Annotated in this window: 15 protein-coding genes; 10 read left to right on the top strand and 5 right to left on the bottom strand. The window is 72.9% G+C overall.

Annotation, left to right across the window (positions count from 1 at the left end; translation table 11 throughout):
- Positions 1–84 precede the first annotated feature (84 nt).
- The gene (gene hrcA / locus HNR00_RS09920; RefSeq protein ID WP_183568684.1) at positions 85–1176 is read right to left on the bottom strand and encodes a heat-inducible transcriptional repressor HrcA; all 1092 of its coding nucleotides are present in this window, start codon (positions 1174–1176) and stop codon (positions 85–87) included.
- Between the two features lie 197 nt (positions 1177–1373).
- On the opposite strand from hrcA, the gene HNR00_RS09915 reads away from it, so the two are divergent.
- The 4 genes from HNR00_RS09915 to hemW all read left to right on the top strand — a co-directional run bounded on the left by HNR00_RS09915 (position 1374) and on the right by hemW (position 4600).
- Positions 1374–1691: a hypothetical protein gene (locus HNR00_RS09915; protein WP_183568681.1), complete on the top strand. Its 318-nt coding sequence runs from the start codon at positions 1374–1376 to the stop codon at positions 1689–1691.
- 159 nt (positions 1692–1850) lie between these two features.
- On the top strand, positions 1851–2564 hold the full coding sequence (rph, locus tag HNR00_RS09910) for a ribonuclease PH (protein WP_183568678.1): 714 nt from the start codon (positions 1851–1853) through the stop codon (positions 2562–2564).
- 14 nt (positions 2565–2578) lie between these two features.
- Positions 2579–3214 (top strand): RdgB/HAM1 family non-canonical purine NTP pyrophosphatase, encoded by a 636-nt coding sequence (rdgB, locus tag HNR00_RS09905; RefSeq protein ID WP_312886031.1) that lies wholly within the window; start codon positions 2579–2581, stop codon positions 3212–3214.
- A 210-nt stretch (positions 3215–3424) separates the two neighbouring features.
- Positions 3425–4600, top strand: coding sequence for a radical SAM family heme chaperone HemW (hemW, locus tag HNR00_RS09900; RefSeq protein ID WP_183568672.1), 1176 nt, complete (start codon positions 3425–3427; stop codon positions 4598–4600).
- A gap of 100 nt (positions 4601–4700) precedes the next feature.
- Here hemW and HNR00_RS09895 read toward each other — a convergent pair whose 3' ends face one another.
- Positions 4701–5897 (bottom strand): penicillin-binding protein activator, encoded by a 1197-nt coding sequence (locus HNR00_RS09895; protein WP_183568669.1) that lies wholly within the window; start codon positions 5895–5897, stop codon positions 4701–4703.
- Positions 5898–6067: 170 nt separating this feature from the next.
- Between HNR00_RS09895 and rsmI the strand changes: the two genes are divergently transcribed.
- Both rsmI and HNR00_RS09885 read left to right on the top strand, forming a co-directional pair.
- Entirely contained in the window at positions 6068–7009 is a 942-nt protein-coding gene (gene rsmI, locus HNR00_RS09890) for a 16S rRNA (cytidine(1402)-2'-O)-methyltransferase (protein ID WP_183568666.1), read from the top strand.
- Positions 6993–7382 (top strand): YraN family protein, encoded by a 390-nt coding sequence (locus tag HNR00_RS09885; protein WP_183568663.1) that lies wholly within the window; start codon positions 6993–6995, stop codon positions 7380–7382. Before rsmI ends, HNR00_RS09885 begins: the two co-directional genes overlap by 17 nt.
- Here HNR00_RS09885 and HNR00_RS09880 read toward each other — a convergent pair.
- Positions 7379–7768, bottom strand: coding sequence for a response regulator (locus tag HNR00_RS09880; RefSeq protein ID WP_183568660.1), 390 nt, complete (start codon positions 7766–7768; stop codon positions 7379–7381). The genes HNR00_RS09885 and HNR00_RS09880 overlap by 4 nt on opposite strands.
- Positions 7769–8054: 286 nt before the next feature.
- Here HNR00_RS09880 and HNR00_RS09875 point away from each other — a divergent pair, with 286 nt between their 5' ends.
- From HNR00_RS09875 to HNR00_RS25490, 3 genes are read left to right on the top strand one after another with little or no spacing between them, the layout of a single operon-like run.
- On the top strand, positions 8055–8966 hold the full coding sequence (locus tag HNR00_RS09875; RefSeq protein WP_312886030.1) for a glycine betaine ABC transporter substrate-binding protein: 912 nt from the start codon (positions 8055–8057) through the stop codon (positions 8964–8966).
- Positions 8966–10138 (top strand): ABC transporter permease subunit, encoded by a 1173-nt coding sequence (locus HNR00_RS25495; protein WP_376770367.1) that lies wholly within the window; start codon positions 8966–8968, stop codon positions 10136–10138. The genes HNR00_RS09875 and HNR00_RS25495 overlap by 1 nt, the downstream gene beginning before the upstream one ends.
- The gene (locus HNR00_RS25490; RefSeq protein ID WP_312886028.1) at positions 10126–10866 is read left to right on the top strand and encodes an ABC transporter permease; all 741 of its coding nucleotides are present in this window, start codon (positions 10126–10128) and stop codon (positions 10864–10866) included. The genes HNR00_RS25495 and HNR00_RS25490 overlap by 13 nt, the downstream gene beginning before the upstream one ends.
- Positions 10867–10872: 6 nt before the next feature.
- Here HNR00_RS25490 and HNR00_RS09865 read toward each other — a convergent pair whose 3' ends face one another.
- Together HNR00_RS09865 and HNR00_RS09860 are read right to left on the bottom strand one after the other, a co-directional pair.
- Entirely contained in the window at positions 10873–11982 is a 1110-nt protein-coding gene (locus HNR00_RS09865; RefSeq protein WP_246390491.1) for a L,D-transpeptidase family protein, read from the bottom strand.
- A gap of 77 nt (positions 11983–12059) precedes the next feature.
- Positions 12060–12971 carry an extensin-like domain-containing protein gene (locus tag HNR00_RS09860; RefSeq protein ID WP_183568654.1) on the bottom strand — a complete coding sequence of 304 codons (912 nt, stop codon included), beginning with the start codon at positions 12969–12971 and terminating at the stop codon, positions 12060–12062.
- 198 nt (positions 12972–13169) lie between these two features.
- Here HNR00_RS09860 and HNR00_RS09855 point away from each other — a divergent pair, with 198 nt between their 5' ends.
- Positions 13170–15248, top strand: a complete 2079-nt coding sequence (locus HNR00_RS09855) for a M3 family metallopeptidase (RefSeq protein WP_183568651.1) — start codon at positions 13170–13172, stop codon at positions 15246–15248.
- The last annotated feature ends 4 nt before the right edge of the window (positions 15249–15252 follow it).

Here is a 15252-nt window from a genome sequence, read left to right as displayed (position 1 = left end):
GAGACTCCGAAGTCGATGGTTCGGCACGTTCCATCCACCAACGTGGACGATGCCGCGCCAGTTCACCGCTTCCGTCGGCGCGCCCTATCGCGGCCGGTCGAGCAGCCCCGAGACCACGCGGGCGGTGTAGTCGACCATCGGGACGATGCGGGCGTAGTTGAGCCGGGTCGGGCCGATGACGCCGACGACGCCGACGATCTTCTGGGCGCTGTCGCGGAACGGCGCGGCGATCATGGAGGAGCCGGAGAGCGAAAAAAGCTTGTTCTCCGAGCCGATGAAGATGCGCACCCCGTCGCCCTGCTCGGCGCGGGCCAGCAGCTCGATCACGTCCTTCTGGGTCTCGAGATCGTTGAACAGCAGGCGGATGCGCTCGAGATCCTCGGCCGCGCGGAGATCGTCCAGCAGGTTGGCCTGCCCGCGCACGATGAGCTGGCGCGCCTCGGACGGGCCGACGGTGGTGGCGAGCCCGGCATCGACCAGCCGCTCGGTCAGCGCGTCGAGCTCGCTCTTCATCGCCTTGCGGCCGGCCTCGATGTCGGCCCGCAGCGCGTCGAGGGTGCGCCCGCGCAGCCGCGCGTTGAGGAAGTTCGAGGCCTCCTGCAGCGCGCTCGCGGGCAGGCCCGGCGGCAGGTCGACGAGGCGGTTCTCCACCGTGCCGTCGGTCGAGACCAGCACCACCAGCGCCCGGCCGGCGTCGAGGCGCACGAACTCGACATGCTTGAGGCCGGCATCGACCTTGGTGGTCAGCACCACGCCGGCCCCCCGCGAGATGCCCGAGAGCAGCGTCGAGGCCTCGGCGAGCGCGGAATCGAAGGTGTGGCGCGAGGCCGCCGCCTGCATCTGCGCCTCGATGCGGGCCTTCTCCTCGCGGTCGACGTCGCCGATCTCCATCATGGCATCGACGAAGAAACGCAGGCCCATCTCGGTCGGCAGCCGCCCGGCCGAGGTGTGGGGGGCGAAGATCAGGCCGGAATGCTCCAGATCCGCCATGACGTTGCGGATCGAGGCCGGCGACAGGCTCATCGGCAGGATGCGCGCGAGGTTGCGCGATCCCACCGGCTCGCCGGTGGTGACGTAGCTCTCGACGATCTGCCGGAAGATCTCGCGGGCGCGCTCGTTGAGGGCGGAGAGCGCCTGGGGCTGGTGACGCACGGTGTTGAAGGGGATCTCGGACAAAGGTGAACTCGGCTGGGTGGGGGATTGTGGGCGCAAGGCCGCCCGCGATCAATCCTCCCCGCTTGCCTCGAAAGCGCGCGACGGGATCGACGGTCCGTCAACGATCTCGACGGCCGGAGGGATCGTTCCACCCCCACGCGCGGTTAGGGCAGGGCCGAACGCCTCCCGGCGCGCGGATCGACACCATAAAATTCCCCATGAAGTGGAGAACGCCCGTGAAGTTCGGCGCCTCAAGGAACCTTCTCAAGGTCGCGGCGGTCGCGATCGCCCTCTCGGGCTTCGGCCTCGCTGCCGCGCCGCATCAGGCGGAAGCGGCGCCGATCACCGTGCCGGCCGAGGCCAATGCGGCCGCCGCCACCGAGGCCACCCCGGTCGCCTACGGCTACGGCCACCGTCGCGGCATGCGCCATCACCGGCACATGCATCGCCACCACATGCGCCATCACCGCCGCCACATGATGCGCCGGCACATGATGCGTCACCACATGATGCGCCATCACCGTCACTACCGCTGAGTGTCTCGGCGGATCGGTGCTTCGTAAGTCGGAAGCGCCTTTCGGGGCTGCCATCCTCCGGGTTGGCGGCCCTTGTCATGTCCGGACCGGAGTTGCCGCTTGGCCTCGCAACGCCTAAGAGCGCCCACTTCCGAATCCTGATCGTGGAGAACCCCTCGGATGCGGCCGTCCAAGCGCGCGCCCGACGAATTGCGTGCCGTCACGCTGGAGCGGGCGGTGGCCCGCTACGCGGAAGGCTCCTGCCTCGTGAGCTTCGGCAACACCCGCGTGCTCTGCACCGCCACCCTCGAAGAGCGCGGGCCGCCGTGGCTGCGCGGCTCGGGCAAGGGCTGGGTCACCGCCGAGTACGCGATGCTGCCGCGCGCCACCCACGAGCGCACGCGCCGCGAGGTCAATTCGGGCAAGCCGTCCGGCCGCACGCAGGAGATCCAGCGGCTGATCGGCCGTAGCCTCCGCGCCGTCACCAACCTGCCGGCTCTGGGCGAGCGGCAGATCACCATCGATTGCGACGTGATCCAGGCCGACGGCGGCACCCGCACCGCCTCGATCACCGGGGCCTGGGTCGCGCTCCACGATTGCCTCGCCTGGATGCGCTCGCGCTCGATCATCTCGGTCGATCCCCTGAGGGACCACGTCGCGGCGGTCTCCTGCGGTCTCTACAAGGGCCAGCCGGTGCTCGACCTCGACTATGCCGAGGACTCGGCGGCCGAGACCGACGCCAACTTCGTGCTTACGGCCAAGGGCGGCATCGTCGAGGTGCAGGGCACCGCCGAGGGCGAGCCGTTCTCGGAGGCGCAGTTCACCGAACTGCTCGGGCTGGCCAAGGCCGGCATCGCTCAACTGGTCGAGTTGCAGCGGCAGGTGATCGCATGAGCCAAAGTGATCGCGTGAGCGAACACCGCATCCTCACCGGCAAGGTCGTCATCGCGACCCACAATGCCGGAAAGCTCGTGGAGATGCGCGAATTGCTCGCGCCCTTCGGCGTCGAGGCCGTCTCGGCCGGCGAACTCGGGCTAGCCGAGCCCGACGAGACCGGGACGATGTTCTCCGAGAACGCGGCGATCAAGGCAATCGCCGCGGCCGAAGCCTCGGACCTCCCGGCCTTCGCCGACGATTCAGGCCTCTGCGTCGATGCCCTCGACGGCGCGCCGGGCCTGTTCTCCGCCCGCTGGGCCGGCCCGGACAAGGACTTTTCCGGCGCCATGGCCCGGATCGAGGCGGAACTCGCCAAGCGCGGCGCCACCGACCGGCGCGCCCACTTCGTCTCCGCCCTCGTGCTGGCTTGGCCCGACGGCCATACCGAACTGTTCGAGGGCCGCGTCTTCGGCGATCTCGTGGCGCCCCGCGGCGCGCTCGGCTTCGGCTACGACCCGATGTTCCGGCCCGATGGGCTCGACCGCACCTTCGGCGAGATCTCGTCCGAGGAGAAGCACGGTGTCGATTGGCAGAGCGGCAACGCCCTGTCGCACAGGGCGCGGGCCTTCGTGACGCTGGCCGCCGCCTGCCTGCGCCGGCCGGGATGAGCTTTCAAGCGGCGGGCGAAGGGCCTACATCGCGCTCAAAGCCACTTCCCCCACCCAACCCCCTCATCCTGAGGTGCCGCAGCGAAGCGGAGGCCTCGAAGGAGGGCTCCAGACATCGCTGAGCGTACTGGAGCCCTCCTTCGAGGCCGCTTCGCGGCACCTCAGGATGAGGAGGTTGGGTGGAGGGGAGACGGCTCGACCAGCAAAAGAATGCCCCCCGTGACACCGCCCGACCATCCGACCCGCGACGCGGGCTTCGGCCTCTACCTGCACTGGCCGTTCTGCGCGGCGAAGTGCCCGTATTGCGACTTCAACAGCCATGTCCGCCACGGCGGCGTCGACCAGCCGCGCTTCCTCGCGGCCTTCGAGAAAGAAATCGCCCACGCCGCCGCGCTGGCGCCGGGGCGTACGGTCACCAGTATCTTCCTCGGCGGCGGCACGCCCTCCCTGATGGCGCCCGAGACGGTGGCGGGCCTGCTCGATGCGGTAGCGGGCGCCTGGAGCATCGCCTCCGACGCCGAGGTGACGCTGGAGGCCAACCCCACCAGCGTCGAGGCGGGCCGGTTCCGCGGCTACCGGGCGGCGGGGGTGAACCGCGTCTCGCTCGGCGTGCAGGCGCTGAACGACCCCGATCTCAAGCGGCTCGGGCGGCTGCACTCGGTCGAGGAGGCGCTCGCCGCGGTGCGGGTCGCGGCGACCCACTTCGAGCGCTTCTCGTTCGACCTCATCTACGCCCGACCCGAGCAGACGCCGCAGGCTTGGGGCCAGGAACTGCGCGAGGCCATCGCGCATGCCGCCGAGCACCTCTCGCTCTATCAGCTCACCATCGAGCCCGGCACGCCGTTCTTCGGCCTCGCCCAGACCGGCCGCCTCGTGCCGCCGGACGACGACGTTGCGCGCGCGCTCTACGACGTGACGCAGGAGATCTGTTCGGGCGCGGGCCTGCCGGCCTACGAGATCTCGAACCACGCTAAGCCCGGCGCGGAATCGCGCCACAACCAGCTCTACTGGCGCTACGGCGAGTATGCCGGCATCGGCCCCGGCGCCCACGGCCGCCTCGTTTGGCCTGAGGGCCGCACCGGCACGCTGACCGAGAAGGCGCCGGAGGCTTGGCTCGCCCGCGTCGAGCGCGACGGCCACGGCATCGTCGAGACGGAAGCGCTCTCGGCCGAGGACCAGGGCGACGAGTTCCTGATGATGGGCCTGCGGCTCGCCGAGGGCATCGACCCGGCCCGCTACGCGGCGCTGAAGGGCCGCCCGCTCGATGCGGGCCGGCTCGCCGCGCTCGTCGCCGACGGGCTGGTGGCGCAACGGGACGGCCGCATCGCGGTGACGCCGCGGGGGGCGCCGGTGCTGAACGCGGTGGTGGCGGAACTGGCGGCCTGACGGTTCGAAACGGCCTTCGTTGGATCGCTGCGGCTCAAACCGCATCCCCTCGCCCCGCACGCGGGGAGAGGGGATGCGCGGACATCGTGAGGATTGAACCTCAAATCCCCGAAGGCCCCAGCACCTTCGGCGCCGGGCTCACCACCGCCGCGGCATTCCCGCGAATCTCGTAGACCGCCAGCGTCCGCTCGCTGAGCCCGTCCGGGCGGAAGCGGAAGGTGCCTTCCAGCCCCGAAAAGCCCGCGGGGCTCGTCAGCGTCGCGTCGGCGAAACGCTGGGTGCCGTATTGGCGCACCAGCGCCGCCGTGAGCGAGACCGCGTCGTAGCCGAGCGAGGCGGCGCGCGGCGGGGCCGCGCCGAAGCGGGCCTGATAGCGCTGGGCAAAGCCTGAAAAACCCGCGGTGTCGGGCGCGGCGAACCAGCCGCCCTGGAAGGCGGGTTGCGACAGCACCCGCGGGTCGTTCCAGAGCGCCAGCCCCATCGGGCGCACCCGACCGGGCGAGAAACCGGCCTTCGTCAGCGCGGGGGCGACCGCCGAAAGCCCGTCCGGCGTGTCGGGCAGGAACAGGGCGTCGGCGGGCGCGCCCGGTCCCGTCACGACGCCGCGCAGGCGCTCCACCGCCGGGCCGGGATTGCCCGCCGGGTAGCGCTCCATCGCGACGAGGCGGGCCCCGCGCCGGGCCACCGCCTCGCGGAACTGCGCCTCGACGGCGTTGCCGTAGGTGGTCTCGGGGATCAGCGCGGCGAAGGAGCGGCGCCCGGCGGCGGTCGCCTCCTCGACGATGCGGTCGACCTCGGATTGCGGCAGGAAGCTGATGAGGTAGACGCCACGCGCCGCCACCCCGGCATCGGTCGAGAAGGCCACCACCGGCTTGCCCGCGCCCCGGGCCAGCGCCCCCGCCGCCTGGACGTTGGCGGCGAAGAGCGGCCCCAGCACGATCTCGGCGCCCTCCGCGAGCACGCCTTGCGCGGCTTCGCGGGCACCCTCGGGGCTGCCGCGGTCGTCCTTCACGAGGATCTGCAGGTCGGGCTTCTGGAAGTCGTCGTAGGCGAGTTCGGCGGCGTTGCGCAAAGCGGCGCCCACCGCCGCGCCCTGACCGGTCAGCGGCACGATCAGCGCGACCTTGACCGATCCGGTGCCGATCCGCTGCCCCGGCGCGGGAGCGGGGGCCGCCTCGGCGACCGGCGGCGGGGCCGCGTTCGTCTCCGGCCGCGGCCCGTCGGGCCCGCCGACGCAGGCCGAGAGCGCCAGCGCCGCGCCGCACAGCAAAGCCATCCGTCCGCCGAACCGCGCCATCGCCGAGCCTCCCCGCTCGCCATCGCTGGAGCATCGGCTTCATCCAAAAGCCGGCAACCACCTTTTAGGCCGATGCTCGGGTCACGATGGGCAAGCCCCGTAAAAAGTAAATGCGGGGCAGGCCTTCTCCACGGTCCGCAAACAGGCCTCGGCGTGGCATTGTCGCGCCGATGACACAGCGCAGCGACTCGAACGCCCGGCGAGACGGGCCCGCCACCTTCACCGCCTTCGGCCTCGCGGCGGAGGCCGAACGGCCCGCGCCCGGCCTCTACGTGGTGGCGACCCCCATCGGAAACCTGCGCGACGTGACGTTCCGCGCGCTGGCGACGCTCGCCGCCGCCGACGCGGTGCTCGCCGAGGACACCCGCGTCACCCGCACGCTGCTGATGCATTACGGCATCACCACGCCGCTCCTGTCCTATCACGAGCATTCGAACGAGGCCGTGCGCGAGCGGATGGTGCTGCGGCTCAAGGCCGGCGAGACCCTGGCGCTGGTCTCGGATGCCGGCACGCCGCTGGTGTCGGACCCCGGCTTCAAGCTGGTCCAGGCGGCGATCGCGGCCGGTATCCCGGTGACGCCGATCCCCGGCCCCTCGGCGGTGATGACCGCCATCGTCGCCGCGGGCCTGCCGACCGACCGGTTCTTCTTCGAGGGGTTTCTGCCGCAGAAATCGGGCGCGCGCCGCAACCGGCTGGAGGCGCTGGCGCCGATCCCCGGCACCCTGGTGCTGTTCGAATCCCCCCACCGCCTGCCCGAGATGCTGGCGGACGCCGCCGAAATGCTCGGCCCCGAGCGACCGGCCGCGGTGGCCCGCGAGTTGACCAAGCTCTACGAGACCATCCGCCGCGACAGCCTCGGCGGGCTGGCCCGCCTCTACGCCGAGGAAGGGCCGCCCAAGGGCGAGGTCGTCGTGGTGATCGGGCCCGAGCCCGAGGACGCCAAGGCCCGCGAGACGGATGCCGGGCTCGACGCGCGGATCGAGGCGGCGCTCGCCCGTCACTCGATCAAGGACGCGGCGGCCCTCGTCGCCGACGAGACCGGCCAGCCCAAGCGCGCCGTCTACGCCCGCGCCCTCGTGCTCGCCCGCCGCTCCGATGACGCGTCCGCCTGACCGGGCCGAGGCGCGCCGCAGCGCCACCCACGGCCGCGGCCTCTCCGCCGAGACCCTGGCGCTCCTCGCCCTGCTCCTGAAGGGCTATCGCCCGCTCGCCCGGCGCTACGCGGCGGCGGGGGGCGAAATCGACCTCATCGTCCGGCGCGGGCGCACGATCGCCTTCGTCGAGGTGAAGGCCCGCGCCAGTCTCGACGCGGCGGCCGGGGCGATCGATGCGCGTAAGCGCAAGCGCCTGTCGCGGGCGGCACGGGTCTGGCTCGCCCGGACGACGCTGCCGCCGGACATGACGCTGCGCGCCGACGCGGTGTTCGTGGCGCCGCGGACCTGGCCGCGGCACCTGCCGAACGCCTTCGCGCTGGAAGGGTTTTAGCCCTGGGCGCCGACGATGGCCGCGATCAGCGTGCGCTTGAGATCGGCTTGGCTGAACGGCTTCTGCACCACCGGGCGGTCGCGGAACGGCTCGCGGATGCCCGCGCCGCCATAGCCCGTCGAGAACACGATCGGCAAGTTGCGCTCGGCGATGGCCTCGGCGACCGGATAGATCGGCTCACCCGCCACGTTCACGTCGAGGATGGCGACCGTGAAATCCTGGGCGCGCGCCATTTCCAGGGCGGTCGCGAGCCGCGCGGCCGGGCCGACGATCTCGCAACCGAAATCGAGGAGCATGTCCTCGAGCAGCATCGAGATGGCGGCTTCGTCCTCCACGACGAGCACGCGGGCGCCCGCCAGACGATCCTCGTTCGAATCCACACTCACGCCGGGTCGTCTTCCCTCAGATCCGTGTCCGTCGTGGAGCGCGGGCTTCGCCGCTCCGGTCGCAGTCCAGGGAATTCGGAAGGACGACCGCCGGCCGCGCGCGGCCCGGTTTTCCTCCGGATCATGCCCCGGCCCTTGGAGGGGTCGCTTGGAAAGCAGGGCATGTCAAGCACTGCGGCGGGCTCGGTATGCTATCGTGACGACCTCGATGTTAGTCCCAGATACATTTCGTGCACCCTGTTGCCCGCGGGCCGCCGCCGGTGCCGCCCGCGGCCCGAGCCGGCGGGTGCTCGTGCGGCTGGTGGGCGCCGCCGCCCTCGCTTCCCTCCGGCCGCGGCGCGCGGCGGCCGCGGATCCGCGCCCGCTCGTCGTCGGCTCGAAGGGCGACACCGAAGGCGCGCTGCTCGGCCACCTGATCGCGGGGGTTCTGGAGCGGCTCGGCCTCACGGTCGAGCGGCGCCTCGGCCTCGGGCCGACGCTGATCGTCCGCGCGGCGCTGCTCGCGGGCGAGCTCGATCTCTATCCCGAGTACACCGGCAACGTCGCCTTCTTCTCCGGCACCGAGACCGATCCGGCCTGGAAGGCGGGCGAGACCGCCTACGCGACGGCGCGGCGCCTCGACGCGGCGCGCGGCCTCGTCTGGCTCGGGCGGGCGCCCGCGGACAACACATGGTGCATCGCCGTCAACGGCGGGCTCGCCCGTACGGAGAATCTGGTGTCCATGGCGGATTTCGCCCGCGCCGTGCGCGCGGACCGCATCCGCCTCGCCGCCTCCACCGAGTTCGTCGAGAGCCCGGCGGCGCTTCCCGCCTTCGAGGCGGCCTACGACTTCCGCCTGCCGCTCGACCGTATCGTCAGCCTGCCGGGCGGCGACACCGCGGTGACCGCACGGGCCGCGGCGGAGGGGATCAGCGGGATCAACGCCGGCATGGTCTACGGCACCGACGGGGCGCTCTCGGCCCTCGACCTCGCCGTGATGAGCGATCCGAAGCGCGCGCAGATCGTCTACGAGCCGGCCCCGGTGATCCGGGCGCAGACCCTGGAGCGGCATCCGGAGATCCGCGCGGCCCTCGATCCGCTCTTCGCCGCCCTCGACGCGGAGACGCTGCGCCGCCTGAATGCCGCGGTCGCCGTCGAGGGCCGCACCGCCGAGGCGGTCGCCGCCGCGTGGCTCGCCGGACGGGCCGGGACGCCGTGATGGAGGCCGCCCCCGGCCCGTGGAGGCATCCCGTGCTCGCCGCACTTCTCCCCCTCGCCGCGGCGACCGCGCTGCCGCTGGTCCTCTGGCACCTCCCGGTGCTGCACCTGGCGCCGAACCGCCTCGTGACCGGCGCGCCGATCCCGGCCGATGCGGCGTTCGGACCCTGGCTGTGGCCGCTCCTCGTCCTCGCGGGCCTCGGTCCGGGGCTCGCCTCGGCGGACCGGGGACGGGCCGGCGCCATTCTTGCCGTCCTCGCCTGTGTCGGCGGGCTCGCGCTGCTGCTGGCGGCGCTCGGAACGGGCGCGGCGGACCTGCTCGCGGGCCATCCGCCGGCCGCGCGGGCGCGGCTGGCCTCCGGTGCGTGGATCGCCGGCCTCGGTCTGTGCGCCGGCCTCGCCCGGAGCGCGCGATCCGGCCGCCTGCCCGGCGCCGGATGGCTCGCGGCGCTGGCGGTCGCCGCGCTGCTGGCGGGCCTCGGACATGGGGGCACCCTCGACGGCCTCTCCCTCGTCGTCGAGTTCAAGGCCCGGCGGGACGGACTCGCGCAGGCGATCCTCGCCCACCTCGCCCTGGCGGGCGGCGCGCTGGCGCTCGCGGGCCTCGTCACCGCCGGGCTCGGTCCGTGGCGTCGCGGGCGCGGCGCCGTCGATCTGCTCGTGGGCGGTCTTCAGGTCGTGCCGGCCATCGCCCTGCTGGGCGGTCTGGTCGCGGCGACCTCTGCCCTGCTCACGCTCGTTCCGAGCCTGCGCGCGCACGGCGTCTCGGCGCTGGGCGCCGGGCCGGCGCTCGTCGGGATCGCGGCCTACCTGCTGCTGCCGCTCTGGCGCGGGCTTCAGGGCGCTTTGCGTGCGCCGGACCCGGCCTCGCTCGACGCCGCCCGCGCCCTCGGGCTGACGCCGCGACAGATCCTGACCGGCCTGCGCCTGCCGCTCGGCGCCCCGGTCCTGATCGGCGGCGTGCGCGTCGCGGCGGTGCAGGCGCTCGGCCTGGCCACCCTGGCGCCGCTCGTCGGGGCGGGCGGGCTCGGGCGCCTCGTCTTCGACGGGATGGCGCAGTTCGCCCCCGACCTGATCCTGCTCGGCGCGCTTCCGGTGATCGCCCTGTCGCTGTCCGCCGAATCCGGCCTCTCCGCCCTGGAGGCGGCGGCCCGCCGCCGGTGGCCGTCGTGACCGCCGGTCTTCGTGCGGCGCGCGCGCCCTTCCTTGTCGGGCTCGGCTTCGCGGCGGCGAGCCATCCGGCGGTCGCCGGACTCGCGGTCGGCCTCGTCGCGGACGGCGCCGGGCCGCGTCCGCTCGCCCCGGACCGGCTGCTGGCGCTCGCCGCGAACCACCTCGCCCTCACCGGCGCCGGTCTTCTCCTCGTCGCGGGCCTCGGGATCGCCCTCGGCATCGCCGCGACCCGTCCGGCCCTGGCGCCGATCCGCGGCGGCATCGACGCCTTCGCCGCCCTTGCCCAAGCGGTGCCGCCGGTCGTGGTGGTGGCGCTGGCCCTGCCGGTGCTCGGCTTCGGCGGCCCGCCGACCCTGCTGGCGCTCCTCGCCTACGGCCTCATGCCCTGCATCCGCGGCACCGTCGGCGCCCTCGAAGCCGTCCCGCGCGAGACCCGCGCGGCGGCCGAGGCGATCGGCCTGACGCCGGGGCAGATCCTCGCCCGGGTCGAGCTGCCGCTCGCCGCCCCCGGCCTGATCGAGACGGTGCGCACCGCCCTCGTGCTCTCGGTCTCCGTCGCGGCGGTCGGCGCGCTCGCCGGCGCCTCGACGCTGGGCACCCCGATCGTCGCCGGTCTCCAGAACCAGAATTTTGCCGCCATGCTCCAGGGCACGCTGGCCACCGCCGCCCTCGCCTTCCTGGGCGACGCGGCGCTGCTCGCGGTGGGCGGATGGATGCGGCGGGACTGAGCCGGACTATTTCTCCAGGAACTCGACCTTCGCCCCCTTCACCGTGTGGCCGGCGAGATCGCGCGCGTCCCAGTTCGTCAGGCGGATGCAGCCGTGCGATTCCGTCTTGCCGATCTTCTCCGGCTCCGGCGTGCCGTGGATGCCGTAGGATTCGATCGACAGGTCGATCCAGACGAGGCCGACCGGGTTGTTCGGGCCCGGATGGATCGAGAATTTCTTCCGTGTCTTCACGCCCTTGAAGCGATATTTCGGGTTGTAGGTGTACCACGGGTCGAAGGTGACCGAGTTGACCTTGGCGGTGCCGTCCGGCGCGGGCTTCTCGCTGCTGCCGATCGAGGCCGGGTAATCGGCCGTCAACCGGCCGTCCTCGGCGAAGGCGCGCACCCGCTTCGTCTGCTTGTCGACCTCGATGCGCGCGACCTTGGGCGCCAGCGGCGCGCCCTCGACCTTGCCGTCGCCGGTCGGCGGCAGGGCCGCGACGATCAGGCTGCCGCCGGTCTTGTCGAGGGGCACGTCCGGGTTCAGCGCCGAGAGCAGGTCGCGCTGCATGTGGAAGCGCTCGGCCAGCATCTCGCGGGTGTTGGTGTAGCGCATCGGCCCGACATCGGCCTGCTCCTCCATCTTCGCCGGCATCGTCTCGACGAAGGGGCCCTTCACGTCGGCCTCGGTGATCGCGTAATCGGTGACGACCGGATCCCGGCTCGTGCCCTCGAGCTTGTCGAACAGCGCACGAGTCAATTTGCCCTCGGTGGGCAGGCCCTGGGCGGCGGCATAGGCCCGGAGCGCGCCGCGCAGGTTCTCGCCGTCGCGCCCGTCGATGGCGCCGGGCGAGAACCGGGCGCGGTCGAGCAGCACCTGCACCTTGATCAGCAGGGGATCGGGCCGTTTCGCCTCCTTGCCGGGCTTCCCGGCGCGCTCCGGCTTCCGCGCCTTGCCGTCCCTGGCCGGCTCCTCGGGCTCGCGGAACGTGGCGGCGTTGATCGCGTCCTTGGTGAGCGGCGCCGCGCCGGCCTCGGTCGTCGGATCGGGCGCGGCGCGCACGGGCAGGCCCGCACCGAGGAGGAGGAGCCCCGTGAGGAGGCCGATCCGGCCGCCCCGCATCCACGACCGCATCATCGCCCGCTCGTCCTTCGCCAATCCGACGCAGGAGAAGCGGCGAGGAAGCGCCGCCGTTCCCGCGGCGAAGCGGCCCGCTACTGGCAAAGGCGGTGGCCGGCGTTGCGCTCGCGCTCGTCGAGATGGAGGTGGTTGCCGTGGGCGGCGTCGCTCCCCGGCCCCAGCACCGTGCGGAAGAAGCCGCAGGCGCTCGCCCGCACGGCTGCGAGGAAGGCCGCCTCCGGCGTGCCGTCGGGCGCCGCCGTCACATTGAGCGCCGGGCGCTTGGCGAAGCCGTAGCCCATCACGTCGACGGCGTTGGCGAAGCTGTGCTCGCTCAGCTTCGCGTCGGTGTCGTGGTTCTGGCCGCGGCAGACATAGGTGCCGCCGAGCGACAGGCTCTTCAGGCTGTCGTCCAGCTCCTTGCGGGCGGAGGCCTGCACCTCCGTCGCCCAGCGGGCCAGCGCCTCGGCCGTGCGGCAATTCAAGGTCGCGGCGGGCTCCAGGGCGACGCCGTCGGCGAGCGCGGTGATGGCGAGCGGGCGCGGCGCGCTGCACTGGCCGTTGCCGAGCGGCGCCATCGCCTCGAACCGCGCCCCGAGCCGCTCCAGCCGGCGCAGGCAGGCGGCATCGTCGGGCGCCGCAACCTTCAGCGCCAGCGCGGCCTCGCCCGACAGTTCCGGCGGACGGGCGGGCGGCAGCGGCGCTTCGGGAAGGGCGGCGGGCGCCTCCTTCGCTGCCTCGCCGGCAGGCTTCGGCTCCGGCTCCTTGGCCAATTCCCTGCCGGTCGCGAGTTCCGGCGGACGCTCCGGCGGCAATGGCGTAACCCGAGGCGCGGGCGGCGACAGATCGTTCGGCCGCGCGGGCGGCTCCGGCGGCGGAAGCGGCACGGTCGCATGGGGAGGGGTCCCATGGGGAGCGGTCGCGGCGGGCGGCTTCGCCGGCTCGGCCGAGACCGGACCCGAAGCGAGGCAGGCGGCCAGCAGGCACGCGACGGTGACAGGCCTCATGCCCCGGACTTTCCCGAACGTCCCCGGATCCCGGGGCTGACCGTTCCGTGATCCGCCGCCGGCCCGCAGCGGGCAAGGACGCCGCGGCCACGCCCGCCGGCAATCGTGACGCGGTCGCCATGTCGGTGAAGCTTTTGCGTGCGCCGGCCCGCAAACCTATGTTCAGCGCCGAGCACAGCGCCCGAAGGGTTTTCCCGCATGACCGCCGACACCGCACGCGATCCGAACGCCGCCGCGGGCGCGAACCCGTTCGACGCGGGCGAGTGGCCGACGCCGTTCGGCCTGCCGCCCTTCGAGGCGATCCGGCACGAGCACTACGTCCCGGCCTTCGCCGACGCGCTGAAAGCCCACGAGGCCGAGATCGCGCTGATTGCCGGCAACCCCGCGGCGCCGAGCTTCGACAACACGGTGGCGGCGCTCGAGCGCTCCGGCCGGGCGCTGGACCGGGTCGCGAGCGTGTTCTTCAACCTCACCGGCAGCACCACCAGCCCGGAGTTGCAGGCGATCGAGCGGGCGGTGGCGCCCGAGCTCGCCCGGCATTCGAGCGCGATCACCCTGAACTCCGATCTGTGGGCGCGTCTCTCGGCAATCGATCCGCAGGCCGAAGGGCTCGATGCCGAGCAGGCCCGCGTCCTCGACCGCACCCGCACCCGCTTCCGCCGCGCGGGCGCCGACCTCGCGCCCGAGGCCAAGGCGCGCATCGCCGAGATCGCCACGCGGCTGGCCGAACTCGGCACGCAGTTCGGCCAGAACCTCCTGGCCGACGAGAACGGCTTCGTCCTGCCGCTCGACGGCGAGGAGGATCTGGCCGGCCTGCCGCCCTTCCTGCGCGACGCCACCGCGGCGGCGGCGGCCGAGCGGGGCGGCACGCACGGCCACGTCGTCACCCTGTCGCGCTCGCTGATCGAACCGTTCCTCGTCTTCTCCACCCGCCGCGACCTGCGCGAGCGGGCCTATCGGGCCTGGACCCGCCGCGGCGAGAACGGCGGCGAGACCGACAACCGCCGCCTCATCGCCGAGATCGTCGCGCTCCGGGCCGAGCGGGCGCGCCTTCTCGGCTTCGAGAGCTTCGCCCATTTCCGCCTCGACGACACCATGGCTGCCTCGCCCGATGCGGCGATGGCGCTCCTGCGCGATGTCTGGACCCCCGCCTTGCGCCGGGCCGGCGAGGAGCGCGAGCGGCTGCAGGCCCTGGTGCGGGCGGAGGGGCACGACTTCGCCCTCGAAGCCCACGATTGGCGCCACTACGCCGAAAAACTCCGGCGCGCCGAGCACGATCTCGACGAGGCCGAGATCAAGCCGTACCTGCCGCTGGAGGGCGTGATCCGCGCCGCCTTCGACACCGCGACCCGCCTGTTCGGCCTGACCTTCGAGGCCGTCGCCGACGTGCCGCGCTATCATCCGGACGTACGCACTTGGCTGGTGCGCGACGCGGACGGCGCCGAGGTCGGCCTGTTCCTGGGCGACTACTTCGCCCGCTCCTCCAAGCGCTCGGGCGCCTGGATGAGCGCCTTCCGCTCGCAGGAGCGGCTCGACGGCGACGTCAAGCCGATCATCGTCAACGTGATGAACTTCGCCCGCGCGTCCGGCGACGAGCCGACGCTGCTGTCCTTCGACGACGCCCGCACCCTGTTCCACGAGTTCGGCCACGGCCTGCACGGGCTGTTGTCCGACGTGACCTACCCGCTGCTCTCGGGCACCGCCGTCGCGCGCGACTTCGTCGAGCTGCCCTCGCAGCTCTACGAACACTGGCTGGAGCAGCCGGAGGTCCTGCGCGCCCACGCCCGCCACTACCGCACCGGCGCGCCGATGCCCGAGGCCCTGCTGGAGCGCCTGCTCGCCGCGCGGACCTTCAATCAGGGCTTCGCGACGATCGAGTACACGGCCTCGGCCATCGTCGACATGACGCTCCATCTCTCGGCGGCCGGCGAGGACGGGCTCGACGTGCCGGCCTTCGAGGCCGACGCGCTCAAGCGCATCGCCATGCCGGCGGAGATCGCCATGCGGCACCGCTCACCGCACTTCGCGCACATCTTCTCCGGCGACGGCTACGCCGCCGGCTATTACAGCTATCTCTGGTCGGAAGTGCTCGACGCCGACGCCTTCGACGCCTTCCGCGAGGCCGGCGACATCTTCCATCCCGAGACGGCGGGGCGGCTACGCCGCTTCGTCTACGGCGCGGGCAACCTGCGCGACGCGCGGGAGGCCTACACGGCCTTCCGCGGGCGGCTCCCGAGCATCGAGCCGTTGCTGAAGAAGCGCGGGCTCGCCGCGTAGGCCG

The organism is Methylorubrum rhodinum (genome assembly GCF_014199935.1).
GTDB lineage: Bacteria > Pseudomonadota > Alphaproteobacteria > Rhizobiales > Beijerinckiaceae > Methylobacterium > Methylobacterium rhodinum.
Note: the sequence above shows the minus strand (reverse complement) of the source record. Positions and strands in the feature narration are given on the sequence as shown.

What these genes read in the sequence shown, in the direction of transcription:
- HNR00_RS09865 (WP_246390491.1), bottom strand. Translation starts at nt 11,982, where the DNA reads ATGATGCGGTCGTGGATGCGGGGCGGCCGGATCGGCCTCCTCACGGGG.
- HNR00_RS09895 (WP_183568669.1), bottom strand. Translation starts at nt 5,897, where the DNA reads ATGGCGCGGTTCGGCGGACGGATGGCTTTGCTGTGCGGCGCGGCGCTG.
- HNR00_RS09860 (WP_183568654.1), bottom strand. Translation starts at nt 12,971, where the DNA reads ATGAGGCCTGTCACCGTCGCGTGCCTGCTGGCCGCCTGCCTCGCTTCG.
- rph (WP_183568678.1), top strand. Translation starts at nt 1,851, where the DNA reads ATGCGGCCGTCCAAGCGCGCGCCCGACGAATTGCGTGCCGTCACGCTG.
- rsmI (WP_183568666.1), top strand. Translation starts at nt 6,068, where the DNA reads ATGACACAGCGCAGCGACTCGAACGCCCGGCGAGACGGGCCCGCCACC.
- HNR00_RS09855 (WP_183568651.1), top strand. Translation starts at nt 13,170, where the DNA reads ATGACCGCCGACACCGCACGCGATCCGAACGCCGCCGCGGGCGCGAAC.
- HNR00_RS09885 (WP_183568663.1), top strand. Translation starts at nt 6,993, where the DNA reads ATGACGCGTCCGCCTGACCGGGCCGAGGCGCGCCGCAGCGCCACCCAC.
- HNR00_RS09915 (WP_183568681.1), top strand. Translation starts at nt 1,374, where the DNA reads ATGAAGTGGAGAACGCCCGTGAAGTTCGGCGCCTCAAGGAACCTTCTC.
- hemW (WP_183568672.1), top strand. Translation starts at nt 3,425, where the DNA reads ATGCCCCCCGTGACACCGCCCGACCATCCGACCCGCGACGCGGGCTTC.
- HNR00_RS25495 (WP_376770367.1), top strand. Translation starts at nt 8,966, where the DNA reads ATGGAGGCCGCCCCCGGCCCGTGGAGGCATCCCGTGCTCGCCGCACTT.